This is a genomic window from Endozoicomonas sp., assembly GCF_031844845.1.
Lineage (GTDB): Bacteria > Pseudomonadota > Gammaproteobacteria > Pseudomonadales > Endozoicomonadaceae > Endozoicomonas.
This window is the reverse complement of record NZ_JAVRMB020000130.1, coordinates 1-16,471: the sequence shown is the minus strand read 5'-3', so window position 1 is coordinate 16,471 and position 16,471 is coordinate 1. Positions and strand designations below refer to the sequence as shown.

Below are 16,471 nucleotides of genomic sequence, written 5' to 3'. Positions count from 1 at the left end.
GGATATACCGGTTTTACCCATCAGTACGCTCAGGGCTTCCGTCGAGTGTCTGGTTATGCTGGTGATCCTGGTGTTGGGTTCCCAGCTGCTGGTCTGGGGAGCCCGGGGGGTGGCTCTGGCGATGGGTGTGAATGAGCTGCTTATTGGTTTAACCCTGGTTGCTTTTGGTACCAGTCTTCCAGAGTTGGCGGCCGTGGTGGTCAGTGCCAGAAAGGGACTTCACGATATGACGGCGGCTACCGTTATCGGTTCTAATATTTTTAATATCCTGGGCGTACTGGGTGTGTCGGGCGTCATTGGTCAGGATATTACCGTGGACGCAGAAGCGTTACGGGTTGATATTCTGACGATGGTAGTGATGGCGGCGTTGCTTGCCATTGTCGTGTATTCCAGCAAGGCTTCCTTTGATGCTGAAAAGCGGCATGGCAATCTGTCGGTCAGTGTATGGAAGGTTTCAGGGTATAAGTGCCTTATTCTTCTGTTCACCTATGCGGCCTATCTGGTCTGGTTGATAATGAATGTTTCGTGACCTTCTTATCTTTGCATTTAATGTGTGGAGCAGGCGAGTAAGCGAGGAGAATGTTCACAGGCATTTCAGGTAACGGCCGATGTTGAGCGCTGGTTGTTTTTTAAACAGATGCTTTGAGTCACCAGATTTGGCAGGCCTTTATGAACTATCCCGAATGTTGTCACAAGTTTATCCACAGCTTCTGTGGATAAACTTTTTCACGGATGATTCGGGCTTTTTTTGCTCAGGGCTGTCAGCGGGCAATAATCATAAGATACCTGAGCTGCTTTCGATGGAGCATCCAGCGAATAAACCAGACCTGAAGACGTAGCCTTATCCACATTTTTGAGCGGGTAAAGGCAGACAGGTGCTGATAGTGCTCGCCAAACCAGAAGCAGAAACCGGACAGAACATCGTCAGTCATATCCAGGATCTCAACCTGCTCGAACTGATGTTGCCGGAGGAGACGTTTGTAAGTCTCTTTAATGAGCATATCTTCTACTAACAGACCAGAAATGCGACCAAGTTTGTTTATTAGGCGTTGCTCCCGGCGGTCCTGGAATGGACGGGTAAGAGCGATGTCAGTAAATGCCAGTGCTCCCCCGGGTTTCAAAGCGTTTCTGGCAGAGCTGAGGAAGTGGGTTCGGGAGTCAAAGTGGTAGACGCAGTCCAGGGCTACTATTTTGTCGCAGCTATCTTCAGGCTGCTCTTGCAAAGCCTTTTCTCCCCCCCGAATGAGTTTCAGACTATTGAAGTGCTTACAATGCTCGAGAGCTCGTACCATCTGCTGCTCATCACTGGCGATGGCTGTCAGGTGCCGGACCTGATAATAATCAAGCCAGACCAGTAGCTGATCATGACTGGTGAAGCCAACATCAAGAACCTGATCCTGACTGGAAAGGCACGCTTTGTCGGCCAGCAGGCCTGCCATATCTGAACAGGCCTGATGATATTGAGAGGTCTCTTTCCAATAACCCAGCAGACGCCAGGCAGAGGAAGGCTGTATCGGGTTATTCAGCAACCACTGGTCAGTTTTCAGTTCACGTTCCCGACTGGAGGATGGCCACCAGATTCTGATGATCAGCGCCAGTCCTTGTGCCATAAGGCCAGACATAAATAACCAGACTAGAAGGGCGCCGAGGAGAAATGACAGAATTGGCATAAGTTATCTTTTCATTATTTCCATGCTTTTTAATTGGGTAGGGATAATAGATAGATCAACCATTTTTTGCCAGAGCCAGGTGTTAGTGGGTGCAATTAAAAGTGTTCCCCGGGGGGGACTACTTTTAAGAATTTACCATCGTTATTCCCGCCTTCGAGGTTGTCGCCAAAGGTCTTAAATACCGACTTATACCACTGTCGTCTTTCCCGCGCAGGAGGCTGTAGCAAAAGTTTTTAAATGCCAATTTATACCACTACCGTCTTTCCCGCGAAGGAGGGTTTTGCGACAGCCTCGAAGGCGGGAATCCATCTCGAGAGTGGGAGTCTATCTCGAGCAGTGGATCCCCGCCTTCGCGGGGATGACGGTGTAGTAGCGGGGATGACGGTGTAGTAGCGGGGATGACGGTGTAGTAGCGGGGATGACGGTTAGGTGTTAATTTGCCCTTTTGCGACACCCTCGAAGGAGGGAATCTACCACGCACAGTGGATCCCCGCCTTCGCGGGAATGACGGTGTATAGCGGGAATGACGGAGGGCTGGTACTTTCTACAATGCCACTTCCCTTACCGGATAGAGGAGCTACAGACTGTTTAGCGCCTCTTATCTGTTCTGATCGTAGTGTGATAGAGAACGAGGATATAACTGTGACACCTCATATTAATGCCAGACCCGGGGCCTTTGCTGAAGTCTGTTTGATGCCAGGTGACCCACTGAGGGCAAAGCACATTGCAGAAACGTTTCTGGAAGGTGCCGAACAGGTGACAGATGTTCGTAACATGCTGGGCTTTACCGGTACCTATCAGGGCGTCAAAGTCTCTGTGATGGGCTCTGGTATGGGTATTCCCTCTGCTTCAATTTATTACAGGGAGCTGATCACAGAATACGGTGTTAAGAGCCTGATTCGTGTTGGTTCCTGCGGTGCCATTTCAAAAGACGTTCAGCTGCGTAACATTGTGATTGGTCTGGGAGCCTGTACTGATTCCAAAGTTAACCGCATGCGTTTCAGGGATCACGACTTTGCTGCGATTGCGGACTATGGGCTTCTGGAAAATGCAGTAAACTCTGCCCGAGCCATGAAGCTGCCCGTTAAAGTTGGTAATCTGTTCTCTGCGGATCTGTTCTATAATCCGGATCCATCCATGTTCGACACGATGGAGAAGTACGGTGTACTGGGTGTTGAGATGGAGGCCGCCGGTCTTTACGGTGTTTGCGCTGAATTTGGTGCCCGGGGTCTGGCTATCTGTACGGTAAGTGATCATATCCGTACCGGGGAAGCCCTGCCTTCGGATGATCGTCAGTCGACGTTTAATGAGATGGTAGAAGTTGCTCTGAACTCCCTGTTGTAATTATATCAAGTGTAATTATATCAAGGCAGAAGCTTGCTCATTTATTGGTGTGGGCTTTCTGCTTTATAAATCACTATCTGCTTTCGCATCATAAAAATCATCACTTATCTTTATGAGGTCAGCCACGGGAGGTGCTTTGCTAATGTTAAGATTGGTTGACACCTCATTTTGTGAGTAGCTTCCGTCACTAAAGATAAACCCCTTAATGAGGGGTGAGGGTAGAAAAAAGTCTTTTGAATATTTAAACTGCTGGCAATGATGATGATGCCTGGGTTCATTATCTTGAATAATTTTTTTTACTAAAGAGTTAACTTCACTCCTGTCGGCTTTGATATGGAAGTGAAGGGATAGTGGATTTTCTGTTTTATGTAGCCCGGGGATGTGTTCTCTGTCATTGTCCACAATTGAATCACTGTTACCATACATGGGTAACTTAACCAGACTGTGATTTTTATATGATGTTTCCAGAAAGGAATTCATTTCTGAACTATTTTTTGCTTGTCGTAGCCTTTCGACTGCTTCCGGAGTACTTCCGTGGCGTATCACCAGTGAATGAAAAGAAAACATCTTATTATCGTATTGCATGAGAGAGACAATAAGTCCAGACTTTTGAACATATATTGTTATCACATCATATTTTTTAAGATCCTCGTCAATGTCCCCTACCCCCATGAACTGTTTGAATTTCAGAAGCATGGAATTGCGATTCGGAATTTCTTTAATGGATCTTTGTTTTACTGTAATAGCCTGAATGCTTTTATAATTATTTAAATAATAAGTAAAACCCACCCCTTCATTTTTTGCGTTGGCCAGCATTTTTTTGCCGTGATTGGAAAAGCTGTCAGATTTTAAACTGTTACATCTTCTTCCCTGAAATACCACTTTACCTGGGTACTTAAGTATCTGATCCATAAGTCTGTAGTTTATTCCGATTCTGCCTGCTGAAATCATCAACCGCTTCCTTTATGGCCTGATTAAATTAAGTCAGGGGCGTTTTATAGCAGAAGGCTAAGTACCCTGCCATATGATTTCATGTGGTTGGGTACTTATAGTTATGGATTGATCTTACTGAGAGCCAACCCATTCCTGCTCCACAATCTGATCCAGTATCCATTTTTTGCTGGAGGCATCCGCTGGTGGGTTAGGCACATCAAACTCTTTGACTCTTAAGCGGTAGGCTACGCCGGGTTGGAAATCAAAACCTTCGATATCCCCATAAAAGAGAGTCCAGGGATCATCTTCAGATTCACGGATCTGCATACATTCCATCGGACCCACACCCGTGCAATGCGTTGTCTCAGGTGCAATGTAAATAAAGTGGGTTACCCCATCTTCCATATTAGGCTGTTTTTTGAAAACATAGCTTGTTGTATTGGTGCTGAGTATCAGTTGATCATCGGACATTTGAACTCTGGGCTTATCACTCAAGAGTTGTTTTAACATCTCTTCCTTTTGAGCGGCTTCGCCATGGCACATCATTAATGTACTGGCCAGCTGTTCCACAACCAGCTGGTCACCTGACATTTTTACTGAACCCATCAGCCGATTGCACCCGGCACTGGCGGAGATTCGATCTTTTTTGATATCCAGAGTGATGGGTGATGGTTTGGCCAGGCTGGTTTCCTGCCATCGTCCTTCGGGTAGACTGCTACAGGCGGTTAGTAGAGCAGACATTATTACAACCCCGAGTTGCGAAATTTTCATTGAAAAATCCAGAGGGAAAGTCCTGATTCAGGCTGAGCCAGGATAATTCTGGCTAATTATAGTGTCTGTTCTTCCGATAGACAGCAACTGCCCTCTATTTCCATCGGCTGCCGAGTTCCAAAAAAATCTCGCAAGACTATTAAGGGCTGGCAGCGTAGGTCGATTGGCTCTGCGTACCCCCAGGGCATAAAAGCCGACTCGTGACCCATCCGCCATGCATCAATTAATGTCTGCCGTTGCGGTGGCACTTGTCGGCCCCCTGAACGGGGAATCGACCTACGGTGCTGTATCGGTAGAAATAAAAAAAGCAGCTCAAAAGAGCTGCAAATGGTAAAAAATTGAATGAGCGAAATTACATTTAATCAGATAGTGAAGCTGTAACTCAACCAGGCGCGCAGGTTTTCTGCTTCATCCTGCTTGGTTGCTTCACGGAAGCCCGTATCATTTTGGTAATAGCCATACTCAAGTTTAAACTGCAGCCCGTCCATTCCCCACTGGCCAAAGTTGTATTTGATATTGATATCGTGTTCGGATTCGGCCACATCAGATCCGTTTTTGTCTTTCATGCCGGAACCGTAGAAAAAGTTATAGCCGAGGATTAATCCTTCCAGCCCGATATCACTGAAGTCGTATTCAGCGCCGATCAGCCAGGCTTTTTCCTTGTGGAAATTGAAGTCGGAAACATTGGCTGCCGTGGGTACATCCCAGACACCATTGGTGTTGCTGCCGAAATCATAGTCGTAGTAGCCGATGGTGCCCGGATTTTTGGTATCAGCCTTGGTGTAGGTGAAGGCAGCGTTGATGGTCCATGGGCCGTTGTTGACAGTGGCGTTGAGGTTGCCGGCTTCGGCCTTGTTCTCGAAAGCAGAACCTTTCAGGTTCCAGAGATCCCCATCCTGCTTGGCATAGAAGTACATACCACCCAGTGTCAGCTCTGAATTATTATAAAGTGGCATCGTGAAGCAGACATTACCGTTATGGGCATTCACATAGTTGTCTGCAAGGCCATTTCGATATTGAAGTTCAAGGCTGCGCTGATTTTCCAATTCAAAGGTATAGCCAAGCTCCATACCCATCACCCAGTCGATTTTCTGGTGCTGGCTGTTTTCAATATCATGAAATCCTGACTGACTTCTTTTGGAAACTTCATTCAACCAGGCAATCTTTCCTGTAAAGCCATCCATTTCAACGGTGGCATCAACACCCTGCCAGGCGCTGGGCACTGAACGAGAATCGGACACCGTCACCAGTCCGGTTTCGACCAGCTGTCGGCCAATTTTGACATCGGCAGACAGGCCTTCATAGCTTTCTGGCAACTTGAAATCAACCCATATCTGACCCAGTTTGCCAAAGCCTTCATGACTATCATTAAGCAAATCGCTGGATGCATTTTCATCCGGAAAGTCTTTAATATTGCCATCCTTCATATCCAGCTTGGCAACACGATAGGCAGAGCCTCCAACACTGACAAAATCAGCAAGATAACCGGTTTGTGCATTCAGCCAGACAGCTCCTGTCCATGCCCCTGATGTTTTGTTCGGATTGTCGCTGGTATTCTCATCATTGAAAAATACGGTCTGAACTTTGCCATCAACTTTGGCATCATTGATAAATGAGTCATAACTGTCATTGGCCATAACAGGCAGACTGAGAAATGCAACAGCGCATGATAGTAAAGAAGGTTTGAAACTGGACAAGGTAAGTACCTGCTAAAACAATGATAGTATTTGAGTGAAGCAAGTATAGATGCTGTAGAAAAAGCTGATAGGAATTAGCCGGTAGAATAAAAGAAGAATTGAAAATCAAATGAAGGATAGCTGAAATCTGATACCAGCGTCTTGGAAATGTTAATGACTGATTTAGAATTGAGTTTCAGTAGCTATATTCAGAATCAATTTTTCTGGCGAGGTTGATTTGTACAGAGTTTGTTTTTTTTAATTCTCCATTACGAAACTCAAGGTCAATCCGGCGAATAGATGAGCTTGATGATGATAAGTTTAAAGAAGCTTTATCCTCAGAAATTCGGTACACATCATCAGATGGCAATACACTATTACCAACCAGAAGGTCAATGCCGTCCATTTTGGAAATGAGGTAAATTGATTGATTGCCAGTCGTTGATAATTTCGGATAATTGATTGCGTGAGTAGCAACAATAACAATATCAGCTTGTCTTCTGAGATAGGGTACAAGTTCTGAAGCGGCTAACACCGGGTCTATTATTTCTATACCACGCCGGTGCTCTGCAACGTCAGCTGAAATATCTTCATTAAGAACTCCTTGTCCGGTAAGTCCCATTACCGCAACGCGCAGACCATCGAAGTCAAACAGTGCATAGGCATCAAAAACTGGCCTTCCGGTTTCAGATTCATAAAGGTTGGCAGATAAAAATGGAAAATCTGCAGCGGCTTCCTGCGTACGGATAGTATTCATGGGCTCATCAAATAATAATGGGCTGACGGCCATGGCATTATAACCCAGTTGGTTCAGTTGTCTGAGGTTGAGAATATCATCGTCGCTACTGAGTTCACCCCCGGAAAGTAGCAATAGTTTACCTCCATCCGCTTCTACTTCATTTCGGATTTTATTAATCAGTTCCTGTCGTTGGGTTAATTGGGCATGGATTTCTGTATTTTCACTGGCATATTCATGATTAAGTTCACTGGTGTTTAAAATGGTGAGCTTGTAAGTTCTATCAGGAATATAACTTGGCTGTTGGCTGTCATGAGTTATCCAGAAGTAGGCAAGAGCAATCAGTAACGATGTCAGGGAGGTTTTGATGAGCCGTCTGGGCCAGAATCTATATTGTCTGCCTGATGAGCACACTGGACTGGAGTGCATAAGGGAAACTTCCGGGAAAAGTTTTCAACAATATAACATCTGTCCTCAGGTGCGAGTGTCTTTGATGGTTAATGATCCTGAAAGCATTTTGTAAGTGCGCTACAGCTTCCTGGAGAACGAGGTCAGGAACCCATGATTATTCTGAGTCTGGTGGCTGAAAATTCAATGCCCAGGATTTTAGCGTACCGTGATCCTCTTTAAACTTGTCTTCCACTTTCAGTTTCCACTCACCTTTAGATTCACTACCGGTCATATCAATTCTATAGGTTTCATGGATATGCGCCCTTGCAAAACCATCAGGGTCATCATTGCGCAAAACGATAGCTTGTTCAGAAGGGCTATAAAGCGTGATTTGTAAATCTACATCGGATTCATGCTTGATATCGACAGTAATCTCCACGTAACCCGAATCTCCAGTTCGGGTTACATTGATAACACTGGTAGCCGAGCCTTGATCAGGAATCGCGTAGCTTTGCTTATTTTCGTATGAAAGTACTGGCTGTGCTGTTGTCAGGCCTGATGCTTTCGTCGTGTAGTTAGTCGTTGGACTGCTGGTCGTTATGTTATCAGGTGGAACCATGGTAAGGCCTTGGGTTGGACTGGCCTTTATGGCAGAGGCATTCCTGTTCATCACAGGTATAAATACCACAATCATGCTAATCGCACATACACCTAATATAATTACTGCAGCCAGAATAGCCTTTCCCGCGGGTGTTTCCAAAAAATCGCAGCACCGCACTTTAAAGCAAGAAAAACAGGTTACCTCTGGCGGGTTTCTCCCCTTATGTTCAGACTCTCGGTGCGGTGGAGTTGCCGTGGCTTGGTCGCGTAAGGCGCTGTAGTTTACACTCATGATTTCGGCCCTTTGAAAGACAGGCTTAAAAATAATAATGGCAAACAGAAGTAACCATGATCAGCCTTGTTCCTGTAATCAGACAGCCACTTTCACAACAAGTTTCATTTCTCAACGACATTGCCGGGCAAATGGCTGACCGGAAGTACAGTTCTGGCGACCGATTGTCTAATCACGCTCCTGTTTAGGAACGAGGCCTGAGTTTAGAACTTATAGGTGATGGCAAAGTAATGGCTGGCACCGCTGGAGTTGGTTTTGTCACCAAAGGCATTGCCGCCGTCTTTTATCAGGTAAATATCCGAATACAGCTTCAGGCCATAGCCAAGGGCAAACTTGTCGTAGTGCCAGTAAACGCCGTTGAACATAGCGCCACCGCTGGTTGAATGATCTTTATCCGGATTTTCGCTATTGGGATAGAGAGACTTGTTCCGTTTACCACCAAACTGGTAATCAATGTATCCCTGGTAAGCAATGAAAGAGCCATTTTGAAGTGTGTAGAAAGGCGTAAACCAGCTAGTGGAAACCTGATAGCCATTCCACTGTTTTCTATTCAGGTCATAAAAACCATAGAGGTTGAGACCCATTTTTCCAAACCAGGGCATCTGGATATCGGAGCCAATTCCCCAGAAAGAGCTGTTGGCATCTTCAGACTCTATACAGATGGTTTCATTACAGTTGCTGGCACCACCCCCACCCCAGTTAAACAACGTCGAAAAATAGATATCAGTGACCGGCCCCCAAGGCAGGTTATTGAATAGCCCTGCAAGGGATAGTCGGGGAGCAAACTTCATAAACATTTTTGGTTTGTCTTTCTTGTCGCTGTTGTCACTATTGGTCAGATTAAACACATCCACATAGCCATAAAGATCAAGAATTCCGGAGCGTCCACCAAACTCCAGCTCCAGATAATCATGGCCATCATTCGGCTCATCATCTCTACGGGGCAGCTCTTTGTGAGCATACATCAGGTTCAGGTTCATCCACTTAAAGTCATTACTCGGCGGAATGCCGTCGTTATCATCGGTGGCAAAAGCAAAAGGGTTAAAGGCGATGAAACTGATCAGGCAGACACTGAGCAGCCAGTAGGATTTCAGGCAATTACTTTTCACGATCAGGCTCCGTTTCCGGCTCAACAGATTTGAAAATGTGAGTGAAGAACAAGAGGAAGTGGATGCAGGAACGCGTGACGCGAACACTGATCCGGTACGCGTCAAGTATAGGGGAGAATCGGGCAGCCTTTTAAACCGTCTTGTAAATCAGGGCGGGAGTGTCAGAGGGTACTCCAGAGCGTCTCAAAAATAATCTGTTGAGCGGCAGCGATTTCCGGTGAGTCAAGCACTACGGCCACCGGATAGTTTCTGGAGCCAAGGGAAATCATGGCGACTTTGGGCGGGTAGATGGCAATATAACTGGCATCAATTCGGCCTTTGGCATCAATCCACTTACGTTCAGACAGATCTGCATCTTCACCACCTTCACCAATGGCAATCACCCGGACCTTAATGTTTTTTCGGATACGCTGTTGTGTGTAGTTTGGGAAAGGGCGATAAAGGTGCTGTCGAATCAGTTTGGATGAAAATACACTGTATTCCCGGTCTTTTTGCTCAGCCACTGTATTGAGAATATCTTTCAGAACAAACTCAATGCCGCTGTCACCTTCATAGAAGCGGACATTACCGGCACTGAAATCCGGCTTCAAATGATTCAGCTGTGGAATCAGCCTTATTTTCATCTCTTCGATAGTGGCGTCCAGTGACTGACGCTTTTCTTCGGCCAGTTCCAATAGCTTCTCGGGTGGTTCCGCGGAAAAAATACGACGCTTGCCCTTTGGGAAGTAACTGACAACACCCTTGCCGGCCAGGTCTTTCAGGGTTTCATAGGTAGTTCCACGGTTGATACCCGTCTGTGCTGCAATATCCCGGATAGACGCCGACCCAAGCTTAAGGAGTGCCAGATAGGTACTGATTTCCCGTTGGTTAAGGCCCAGATTTTCCAGAATATCAAGATTCATAAATTGAGATTGTTATTGGCCAGTGATGATCTTTGTAGCATAAACCCTTTGCTGCATAAATCAGAGTGGCTCTCGGTGAAATGATGCCATGATGGCCTGATAAATTTCCGGTCTATCCTTATCCTTTCTTTCGGTTGGTTGAGGGTGGCAGATCTGGCAGCGGTGGAGCTGGAGGCAGACGATCCGGGGCATCTTCAGGCATCAGGATAAAGTCGAGAATAGCCAGTACTTCTTCCCTGAATGCCTCAGTATAATCAATGAGATCGATTGAGCAGCTGTCCAGAACCTTTTCGGTATCCAGTCTGTCGAGAATGGTTTTGCCGGGACTGTCTGTTTCGGGACTGTCAGGGTTGTCATCCCCTGAGAAAAGTTGATCAGCCGCAGCGGTGCCAACCTGCCGGGCAAGCAGTTTTTCTGCGATCTGTTCCGGGTTCAGTCTGGTTTCCAGCCGTTGTTTCACTGCCCTGATAAAGTGCAGTGGATATTTATAGAGTTCACCAGCAGTGGCCTTAGCCATAAAATCAGGGTCTGGGCCTTCCGGGTCATGGCCTCCATATTGACGGAACAGGTCTTCAGCTTTCAGTTCTTTCAGGCGATTCTGTACTATTTCTGCTCCTGTGAAGCCCGCTTCCTGCGTAGAGGGATGTTTGCTTAACCGCAGTGCTTTTTGGCCCATATACTCCAATATTTTATTGCCATGGCATTTATTGATCAGCGCTTCAGCCTGGTCAAAATCATTGTCGGCAAGCGTTTCGATAAACTGTTTCGTTTCCGGTCGCTTCACATGAATACCAAGCGTCCCGATAATCTGTTTCGTTTTCAGGCACTCCAGAGTTCCATTACAGATATCATCCGGCAATGCACCCAGGTCATTGTGGGCTTTGGATAGGAAATCCTCATTCAGGCCGTCAACCGTGTATCCGCCAAGCTGGAAAAACAGTGCCTCAGCCATGGCTTTGTGTAACTGATGCCATGTTGGGGCCAGTAGTGGTTCTTCTATGTTCGTGAGTATCGTTGCATCGGTGAGCTTTTCTGCCATCACCTGCAACGTCGTCAAGTGGTAGGTTTTGCTGATTATACTGATGAGCTGTTTAAGATCTCCCTGCTGCAGGGCCAGAGAAAAACCATTGATCCTTCCTTGCTGTAGCCCTTGAGGAATCCCGGATTTTACCGGGGTTAACCGGAAGCTGGAAAGTGATCTTCGGAGGTTTTGTCGTGACGGGCTCTGGTCCGGAGTCTGTCTGATAATGGGGGTTGTTCTTCCTGGAGGCAGGCTGTTGACCCTTCTCATTCCCCGCTGCCATAAACAGGCTTCATGGTGATCACCGGTTCTGGCAGCTTTCGGTGCCTGTGGCTGAACGGTTGTGTGGTTATCTGGACGATTGATGGCCATTGTTTTATCTAATCAGAGAATGGGGACTATCAACTATAAATCGGTTAAAAAGTATCAGGCTTAATGGTTCAGCCAAAGTAAGCTTCATGGTCAGTTGTTCGAAAGCTCAGGTATTTTTGTCAAAAAATTAATGACAAATAGGGTTGTTTTTTTATGTTATGGCGATAACCTACCCACGAAAACTCCGGTTTTTACCGTTTTCTGTAATCCGTAAACAACAGTTGCAGAGTATTTATAGAGATGAAATGGTTGAGTATTCCTGACACCTTCGAAAAATATGATTTTCTATCCTGGTAATTTCTTCCTGACGAAAGCTCCGTATTATCAGGCCTGAGGCCTGATGTTCCTTTTGTTTTTTCATTACCAGACGACACAGTTAGAAGCTAAAGCCTGCTTTTTCAAAAGAGGCGATTTTTATCAGAGGCTACCATGAGAGCTGACATCGTTATTCTTGCTGCCGGGCAGGGCAGCCGTATGAAATCCAACCTGCCAAAGGTGCTTCACCGCATTGCCGGTAAGCCTATGCTGGAGCATGTCATCCTCAGTGCCCAGCATACCCAGAAAAAAGTGGGTGAGGGTAAAATTCATGTGGTCATTGGTCATGGGGCAGAGCAGGTTAAAACGGCGCTGGGCCATTACGACCTGCACTGGGTGGTACAGGAAGAACAACTGGGCACCGGCCATGCGGTGCAGCAGGCACTGCCGGGTTGTAAGGGTGCTGATGTTGTACTGGTGCTTTATGGCGATGTTCCCCTGATTCATTCCTCATCTTTACAGTCGCTGCTGGCGGCCAGTAATGGTGAGCGTCTGGGACTGTTAACCATTAACCTGGCCAACCCTTCCGGTTACGGCCGTATTATCCGCGATGGTTTCGGTAACATTCAGGCCATTGTCGAAGATAAGGATGCGAGCCCGGAACAGCTGGCCATCAATGAAGTGAATACCGGTATCATGGCAATCCCCGGCAGTCAGCTGAGCAGCTGGGTGAATGGCCTTAAGAGTGAAAACGTTCAGCATGAATTCTATCTCACTGACATTGTTTCAATGGCGGTGGCAGAAGACACCCAGGTTATTCATGTCCAGCCGCGCATACCCATAGAAGTAGAAGGTGTTAACAGCCGTGTCCAGCTGATGGAGCTGGATCGCGCCCGACAGAAACAGCTGGCCACCAACCTGATGATTAATGGCGTCACCATTATTGATCCGGAGCGGCTGGATATCCGGGGTAACATCAAGACCGGTCACGATATCATCCTGGATGTGAACGTGGTGCTGGAAGGGGATGTTGAGCTGGCGGATAACGTCCATATCGAACCCGGCTGTATCATTCGTAATTCCATCATCGGTGAAGGTGCCATTATCAAGGCCCACTCCATACTGGACAATGCCGTGGTGGCTGCTGGTTGTGAAGTCGGCCCGTTTGCCCGCTTGCGACCAGGCACTGAGCTTCAGGAAAATGCCCGGGTTGGCAATTTCGTTGAAATCAAAAAGACCATCATCGGTAAAGGCAGCAAGGTCAACCATCTCAGTTATGTCGGTGACTCACAGCTGGGCGATGGGGTGAATGTGGGTGCCGGCACCATTACCTGCAATTACGATGGCGTCAATAAATTCAAAACAGTGATTGGTGATGGCGCCTTTATTGGCAGCAACAGTTCACTGGTGGCGCCGGTGACCATCGGTTGTGGTGCAACGGTTGGTGCCGGTTCCACCATTACCGGCGATGTCCCCGACGAACAGCTGGCCCTTGCCCGTGGCAAACAACGCAATATAGAAGGCTGGCAGCGTCCGGTAAAAGAAGACTGAGTGCCAATGAACGTGTTCAGTAGCTGGCTGGAAGGCCAGCGCATCAAAGATCACAACACCCATCCCAATATTGAGGTGGGTGATTACTCCTACTACTCCGGTTACTACCACGGTAAGTCCTTTGAAGATTGTGCGGTTCGCTATTTACTGGGCGATGCACCCACAAGAGACGTCTGGGAAAGCGGACGTTATCCGGATATCGACAAACTGATCATTGGCAAATTCTGCTCAATAGCTTCCGGGGCCACCTTTATGCTGGCGGGAAATCAGGGGCATCGAATCGACTGGATTTCCACGTTTCCATTCTCCGACGAGTTTGGCGATGGGGTGCAGGATGGTTTTCAGCGTGCTGGCGATACCGTCATTGGTCACGATGTCTGGATTGGTACGGAAGCGATGATTATGCCCGGTGTGCAGATCGGTAATGGTGCCGTTATTGGTGCCCGTGCCGTGATTACCAAAGCCATCGAGCCTTACACCGTGGTTGTGGGAAACAACCAGGTGGTGAAAAAGCGCTTTGATGAACCATCCATCGATATTCTTCAGTCTATTCAATGGTGGAATTGGTCAATCGATCAGCTTAAGGAGGTCATGCCCATTTTGTGCAGCGGGGATATTCCGGGTCTTAAGCAATTTTACGTGGCGAATATAGCGCCATCATCAGATAAGAGGGATTAATGCTATGTGTGGCATTGTAGGTGCGGTAGCGCAAAGGGATGTAGCTGATATTCTGCTGGAAGGGCTGCGTCGGCTGGAATACCGGGGTTATGACTCTGCGGGTATGGCCATTATTCATCAGAATGGCGAGCTGCAAAGAGAGCGGCGTACGGGCAAGGTCTCAGAGCTGGCGGATGCCATCGAGCAAAAGCCATTATCCGGTGGTACCGGCATTGCTCATACGCGCTGGGCTACCCACGGTGAGCCCAATGAGCGTAATGCTCACCCCCATGTATCTGATGATCATATTGCGGTTGTTCACAATGGCATTATTGAAAATCACGAAGCCCTGCGAACCTTTCTTCAGGGTGAAGGTTATGTCTTTACTTCCGAGACAGATACCGAGGTCATCGCCCATCTGGTCAGCCATGAGTTGAAAAATAGCGAGTCGCTGCTGGTGGCTGTCCAGAAAGCGGTGGTTCAGCTTGAAGGCGCTTACGGTATGGTGGTGATGGACTGTAACGACAATGAACGCCTGATTGTTGCCCGCTCCGGCAGCCCCCTGGTGATTGGGCTCGGTATTGGCGAGAATTTTATTGCCTCAGACCAGCTGGCACTATTCCCGGTCACCCGCCGTTTTATGTTTCTGGAAGAAGGTGATGTGGCAGAAGTCACCCGTACCGGGGTTAAGATTCTGGATACTTCCGGCCATCCGGTTGAACGGGATGCCAAAGAGAGTGACGTTGTCCATGATGCTGGTGATAAAGGCCCTTACCGCCACTACATGCTGAAAGAGATCCATGAACAGCCGGAAGCCATTGCCAATACCCTGAAAGGTCGCCTTGGGGAGCACCGGCTGAATCTGGATATTCTGGGTAAAGAAGGTCAGGAACTGCTCAATAAAACCCGGGCCGTACAAATCGTCGCCTGTGGTACCAGTTTTCATGCGGCCATGGTCGCCCGTTACTGGTTTGAGGAGCTGGCGGGTATTCCCTGTCGGGTTGAGATTGCCTCCGAATTCCGTTACCGGAAATTCTTTGTGCCGGACGATTGCCTGTTTGTCACCATCTCCCAGTCTGGCGAAACCGCCGATACCCTGGCTGCGTTAAAGCTGGCGAAAGAGCTGGGCTATATGGCCTCGTTGAGTATCTGTAATGTTCCCGGTTCATCCATGGTTCGTGAGTCAGATATCGCGCTGATGACCCGGGCCGGTGCCGAGATTGGTGTGGCATCCACCAAAGCCTTCACCACCCAGCTGGCGGCATTGCTGATGCTGGTAACAGCCATTGGCCGTCACACGGGTATGACGCCTGAACAAGAGTCGCATGTGGTTTCAGCACTGCGTAATCTGCCCCATATCCTTAAAAAGACCTTGGCGATGAGTGATGAGATTGAAGCCATGGCGGAAGCCTTTGCGGATAAACATCACAGCCTGTTCCTGGGACGCGGCAGCCAGTACCCCATTGCCATGGAAGGTGCGCTGAAGCTTAAGGAAATCTCCTATATCCACGCGGAAGCCTATGCTGCCGGTGAACTGAAACACGGGCCACTGGCATTAATCGACAACGATATGCCTGTTATTATTGTGGCACCCAATAATGACCTGCTGGAAAAACTGAAATCCAATATGGAAGAAGTGCGGGCCAGGGGCGGGCAGCTATTTGTCTTTGCGGACAAGCAAGCCAAACTGAAAAGTGGTGAAGGGGTTAATGTCTTGCCCGTGGAAGAAGTACCGGAAATTGTTGCGCCGATTCTCTATACCATTCCTCTGCAGTTGCTCTCTTATTATGTGGCCATTATCAAGGGAACGGATGTTGACCAGCCCCGTAACCTGGCTAAGTCGGTGACCGTGGAGTAAATCACCTCCTGGTACATTATTTCAGTGAGATTGACCTTCACAATCTCCGTTCACCCTGAGCGGAGTCGAAGAGTGATTGGCACGGTCTTTATCTGGCGTGGAGTTTACGTCCTTCGACGGGCTCAGGACGAACGGGGTTTGGAGGCTTACCCGTCAAACTTATTGAAACCATGTGCCAGGTATCGACAAGACCTTGTCGGAGAGTAATAAAGATTCATACAAAAACCGCCTATCGTAACGAGGATAACAATAGGCGGTTTTTGTTATGGCAAAAAAACAGAATTCCAAATTCAAGACACCCATAAAGTCATAAGAATTTATGGGTGTCCTTTTT

Annotated in this window: 13 protein-coding genes and 1 pseudogene; 5 read left to right on the top strand and 9 right to left on the bottom strand. The window is 47.6% G+C overall.

Annotated features, from left to right (window positions below):
• A pseudogene (locus RM811_RS06595) lies at positions 1-529 on the top strand (sodium:calcium antiporter); the annotation flags it as partial.
• A 232-nt stretch (positions 530-761) separates the two neighbouring features.
• Here the strand turns inward: RM811_RS06595 and RM811_RS06590 are convergent.
• Entirely contained in the window at positions 762-1,622 is an 861-nt protein-coding gene (locus tag RM811_RS06590) for an SAM-dependent methyltransferase (RefSeq protein WP_402522082.1), read from the bottom strand.
• A gap of 690 nt (positions 1,623-2,312) precedes the next feature.
• On the opposite strand from RM811_RS06590, the gene deoD reads away from it, so the two are divergent.
• Complete coding sequence (gene deoD, locus RM811_RS06585; RefSeq protein WP_402522080.1) at positions 2,313-3,014, top strand: purine-nucleoside phosphorylase; 702 nt, start codon at positions 2,313-2,315, stop codon at positions 3,012-3,014.
• 63 nt (positions 3,015-3,077) lie between these two features.
• Here deoD and RM811_RS06580 read toward each other — a convergent pair whose 3' ends face one another.
• The 8 genes from RM811_RS06580 to RM811_RS06545 form a co-directional block, all read right to left on the bottom strand.
• Positions 3,078-3,965, bottom strand: a complete 888-nt coding sequence (locus RM811_RS06580; protein ID WP_402522077.1) for a hypothetical protein — start codon at positions 3,963-3,965, stop codon at positions 3,078-3,080.
• A gap of 114 nt (positions 3,966-4,079) precedes the next feature.
• The gene (locus RM811_RS06575) at positions 4,080-4,688 is read right to left on the bottom strand and encodes a DUF4377 domain-containing protein (protein ID WP_402522076.1); all 609 of its coding nucleotides are present in this window, start codon (positions 4,686-4,688) and stop codon (positions 4,080-4,082) included.
• Between the two features lie 392 nt (positions 4,689-5,080).
• Positions 5,081-6,415, bottom strand: coding sequence for an OprD family outer membrane porin (locus RM811_RS06570; RefSeq protein WP_402522074.1), 1,335 nt, complete (start codon positions 6,413-6,415; stop codon positions 5,081-5,083).
• A gap of 175 nt (positions 6,416-6,590) precedes the next feature.
• Entirely contained in the window at positions 6,591-7,559 is a 969-nt protein-coding gene (locus RM811_RS06565) for a hypothetical protein (RefSeq protein ID WP_402522071.1), read from the bottom strand.
• A gap of 136 nt (positions 7,560-7,695) precedes the next feature.
• On the bottom strand, positions 7,696-8,412 hold the full coding sequence (locus tag RM811_RS06560; protein WP_402522069.1) for a proprotein convertase P-domain-containing protein: 717 nt from the start codon (positions 8,410-8,412) through the stop codon (positions 7,696-7,698).
• Between the two features lie 203 nt (positions 8,413-8,615).
• A complete protein-coding gene (locus tag RM811_RS06555) occupies positions 8,616-9,521 on the bottom strand; it encodes an outer membrane protein OmpK (protein ID WP_402522067.1) in 906 nt (301 codons plus the stop codon).
• Positions 9,522-9,682: 161 nt separating this feature from the next.
• Positions 9,683-10,423 (bottom strand): TrmB family transcriptional regulator, encoded by a 741-nt coding sequence (locus tag RM811_RS06550; RefSeq protein WP_402522065.1) that lies wholly within the window; start codon positions 10,421-10,423, stop codon positions 9,683-9,685.
• A gap of 118 nt (positions 10,424-10,541) precedes the next feature.
• The gene (locus RM811_RS06545) at positions 10,542-11,816 is read right to left on the bottom strand and encodes a hypothetical protein (RefSeq protein WP_402522063.1); all 1,275 of its coding nucleotides are present in this window, start codon (positions 11,814-11,816) and stop codon (positions 10,542-10,544) included.
• Between the two features lie 429 nt (positions 11,817-12,245).
• Between RM811_RS06545 and glmU the strand changes: the two genes are divergently transcribed.
• Genes glmU through glmS form a run of 3 tightly spaced genes read left to right on the top strand, consistent with a single transcriptional unit; the run spans position 12,246 to position 16,137 of the window.
• The gene (glmU, locus tag RM811_RS06540; RefSeq protein ID WP_402522060.1) at positions 12,246-13,622 is read left to right on the top strand and encodes a bifunctional UDP-N-acetylglucosamine diphosphorylase/glucosamine-1-phosphate N-acetyltransferase GlmU; all 1,377 of its coding nucleotides are present in this window, start codon (positions 12,246-12,248) and stop codon (positions 13,620-13,622) included.
• A 6-nt stretch (positions 13,623-13,628) separates the two neighbouring features.
• The gene (locus tag RM811_RS06535; protein WP_402522058.1) at positions 13,629-14,300 is read left to right on the top strand and encodes a CatB-related O-acetyltransferase; all 672 of its coding nucleotides are present in this window, start codon (positions 13,629-13,631) and stop codon (positions 14,298-14,300) included.
• 4 nt (positions 14,301-14,304) lie between these two features.
• Positions 14,305-16,137 carry a glutamine--fructose-6-phosphate transaminase (isomerizing) gene (gene glmS / locus RM811_RS06530; protein WP_402522055.1) on the top strand — a complete coding sequence of 611 codons (1,833 nt, stop codon included), beginning with the start codon at positions 14,305-14,307 and terminating at the stop codon, positions 16,135-16,137.
• Positions 16,138-16,471: the final 334 nt, after the last annotated feature.